The sequence below is a fragment of the Kitasatospora sp. NPDC091257 genome (assembly GCF_044757675.1).
GTDB lineage: Bacteria > Actinomycetota > Actinomycetes > Streptomycetales > Streptomycetaceae > Kitasatospora > Kitasatospora lactacystinica.
The window spans coordinates 1-2,273 of record NZ_JBIVVI010001348.1 but is presented as its reverse complement, the minus strand read 5'-3'; the positions used below and the strand labels follow the sequence as shown (position 1 = coordinate 2,273).

The window sequence follows — 2,273 nt, the reverse complement described above, 5'->3', positions numbered from 1 at the left end:
CCCCAGGACCGCACCGCCCTGGCCGGCCCCGGCGCCTTCGCCCTGGCCGACCGCTACGCGGTGGTCCTCGCCGCGGCCGCCGTCCTCGGCGTCCGGCGCGCGGCCCGGGCCGACGGCACCGACCCCTTCCTCGCCGACCCCTCCTGGGCCGCGGCCGCCCTGCACCGGCTCGCCCGGCGCCTCGGACGCCGCCCGGCCGACCTGCCGGCCGGCTGCGAGGAGACGGTCCACCAGGAACTGCTGCGCCGCTTCCACGAGCGCCGCGGCTACGACCTCTACGACACCCCGCTGGCCGGCTGACCGGCCGCCCCGTCCTTTCCCACGCAGCGAGGAGCACCTCATGACCGTCCCCACCACCGGCCTTCCGGCCACCCTCGGCGAGCACACCGTCGAGACCCTGACCGGCTGGCTCGCCGACCGGATCTCCCTCTACCTGAAGCGCCCGGCCGACGAGATCGCCCCCGGCGTCCCGCTCGCCGAGTACGGCCTGGACTCGGTCGCCGCGCTGAGCCTGTGCGGCGACATCGAGGAGGACTTCGACCTCGTCCTGGAGCCCACCGTGGCCTGGGACTACCCGACCGTCGACGCGCTCGCCGGATACCTGGTGGAGGAGCTGCGCGCCACCGTGGGAGAGGCATGATGCAGCCCGTCGCCATCGTCGGCATCGACTGCCGCTTCCCCGGCGCACCGGACCCCGCCGCGTACTGGGACCTGCTGATGCGCTCCGGTGACGGCGTCGGGCGGGTGCCCGAACAGCGGTGGAATGCCGACGACTTCTACTCGCCCGAAGGCGCCGAGGGGCACTCCAACACCACCAGCGGCGGCTTCATCACCGACCCGGACGCCTTCGACCACGAGTTCTTCGCGATCTCGCCGCGCGAGGCCGCCGCGATGGACCCCCAGCAGCGGCTGGTCCTGCAGTGCGCCTGGCGCGCGGTCGAGGACGCCGGAATCGCGCCGCAGAGCCTGGCCGGGACCGACACCGGGGTCTTCGTCGGCATCATGGGCAACGAGTGGGCCCACCTCCACCTCACCGACTACGCGCGGGTCACCGCGCAGGTCGGATCCGGCAACGGCTACTGCATGACCGCCAACCGGATCTCCTACCACCTCGACCTCAAGGGCCCGAGCCTGGCCGTGGACACGGCCTGCTCCTCCTCGCTGGTCGCCGTCCACCTGGCGTGCAACGCCCTGCTGGCCGGGGAGTGCGACACCGCCGTCGCGGCCGGGGTGAACATCGCCCTCACGCCGGCCCTCGGCATCTTCTACACCCAGGCCGGGCTCTCCGCGCCCGACGGCCGCTGCAAGCCCTTCAGCGCCGACGCCGACGGCATCGGCCGCGGCGAGGGCGTCGGCGCGGTGGTGCTGCGCCGCCTGGAGGACGCGATCGCCGACGGGCAGCCGGTGTACGCGGTGATCCGCGGCACCGCGGTCAACCAGGACGGGCGCAGCAACGGCCTCACCGCGCCCAACCGCTGGTCGCAGCAGGAGGTGCTGGCCTCCGCCTACCGCCGGGCCGGGGTCGAGCCGTCCGACGTCGCCTTCACCGAGGGCCACGGCACCGGCACCGTGCTCGGCGACATGATCGAGGTCAAGGCGCTCGGCGACCTGCACGCCGACCGCACCGGCAAGCCGCTGGCACTCGGTTCGGTCAAGGGCAACCTCGGCCACACCGAGGGCGCCGCCGGGATCGCCGGACTCATCAAGGTGGCGCTCTCCCTGCACCACCGGGTGGTGCCCGCCAGCCGGTTCGCCGCCAGGGAGAACCCGGCGCTGAAACTCTCCAAGTACGGCCTGCGGCTGCTCAAGGCACCCCTGCGGCTGGCGGCCGGAACCACCGTCGGCGGCCTCAGCAGCTTCGGCATGGGCGGCACCAACGCCCACGCGGTGCTGGAGTCCGCGCCCGGCGGCGCCGCCCGGCCCACGGCCGGATCCGCCGCCCGGCCCACCGGCCTCGGGGCGGCGGTGTTCACCCTGACCGCGCCCACCGCGCAGGCGCTGCGCCGCAACCTGGTGGCGCAGGCCGACGCCCTCCAGCGCCACCGGGTGACCCCGGTCGGCGCCGTGGGCTGGAGCAGCACCCGGCTCAAGACCGGCCACCGGCACCGCTTCGCCGTACCGGCCACCGACACCGCCGACCTGGCGGCCGTCCTGCGCCGGGCGGCCGACGACGAGGACCTGCTGACCCGGTGACCAGCACCTGGTCGGCCTGGGCCACCACGCCCGGCACCACGATGTCCGGGTCGTCCGTGAACTCCTCGGCGTGCCGGCGC

General features: G+C 74.9%; 2 protein-coding genes and 1 pseudogene. All 3 read left to right on the top strand.

From position 1 onward, the window contains the following. Nucleotides 1-300 (top strand): annotated as a pseudogene (locus ACIQOV_RS38130) (acyl-CoA dehydrogenase); the annotation flags it as partial. Nucleotides 301-340: 40 nt separating this feature from the next. Next, the gene (locus ACIQOV_RS38125; RefSeq protein WP_359914414.1) at nt 341-640 is read left to right on the top strand and encodes an acyl carrier protein; all 300 of its coding nucleotides are present in this window, start codon (nt 341-343) and stop codon (nt 638-640) included. After that, entirely contained in the window at nt 640-2,193 is a 1,554-nt protein-coding gene (locus ACIQOV_RS38120) for a type I polyketide synthase (protein WP_401055350.1), read from the top strand. Before ACIQOV_RS38125 ends, ACIQOV_RS38120 begins: the two co-directional genes overlap by 1 nt. The last annotated feature ends 80 nt before the right edge of the window (nt 2,194-2,273 follow it).

Bases quoted from the DNA above. Each gene is read 5' to 3' on its own strand.
- ACIQOV_RS38125 (WP_359914414.1), top strand. From the start codon at position 341: ATGACCGTCCCCACCACCGGCCTTCCGGCCACCCTCGGCGAGCACACC.
- ACIQOV_RS38120 (WP_401055350.1), top strand. From the start codon at position 640: ATGCAGCCCGTCGCCATCGTCGGCATCGACTGCCGCTTCCCCGGCGCA.